1 pseudogene is annotated in these 743 nt (G+C 49.4%); it reads left to right on the top strand.

Going from position 1 to position 743, the window contains the following annotated elements:
* Nucleotides 1-278 precede the first annotated feature (278 nt).
* Nucleotides 279-641, top strand: a pseudogene (locus tag XdyCFBP7245_RS24965) (RES family NAD+ phosphorylase); the annotation flags it as partial.
* Nucleotides 642-743: the final 102 nt, after the last annotated feature.

Raw genomic sequence — 743 nt, 5'->3', positions numbered from 1 at the left:
GCGCTTGATCTGTTCTTCGTCCATCACTGCACTCATCGATGTCTCCTCTGAAAACTAACACCTGAGCAGAGTTTCAGTGGGTCATTACACAGAATCGATGGATAGCACTCAAGGATGAGCTGAAGTATAAAAATAGATTCTTCCCGGAGTCCGCGCCCAACCAAAAGGAGCTTGCTGAACTTCTTGGCCTTTTGGTTATATCTCAAAATGATCTACCTAGGGATTTTTTTAGGGCAAGAGTTCAGAGGGGCGAGGAAGCATTTAGCTTGATTGATTTGATGGCGCCGCCAGTCGGAGTGGCTCAAGCAGGGCGAGCAAATCCTCCGGGGTTGTCCTATCTCTACGTAGCGAGCGATCGAGACACGGCGCTTGCTGAGGTGCGCCCTACAGTTGCGGATGTAGTCTCCGTTGCTCAGTTTGAGGCTGTGCGAAATTTCAAGCTCGTCGATTTGTCTGATCCTCGTTCTCAGATATCTCCATTTCGGCTTGGAATAGAGACTCTGAGCAATGTTAGGGCTGAGATGGCGTTTCTTTCAATGCTCAGTGAGGACTTAACGAGGCCGACGCCTGTTCATAAAGCTACATTCGATTACTTGGCCACACAGTATCTCTGTGAATTAATAAAGCGAATTGGATACGATGGTGTCAGATACTTAGGTATCCCCACGTTTTTAAGGTACCAGGCTCATCTGCTCGCGCACTGCGTCGGGCAGGGTGCGCAAGCGTTCTAGCCAGCGTGAGAC

The organism is Xanthomonas dyei, from assembly GCF_002939865.1.
Classification (GTDB): domain Bacteria; phylum Pseudomonadota; class Gammaproteobacteria; order Xanthomonadales; family Xanthomonadaceae; genus Xanthomonas; species Xanthomonas dyei.
This window is presented reverse-complemented; position numbering and strand designations above follow the sequence as displayed.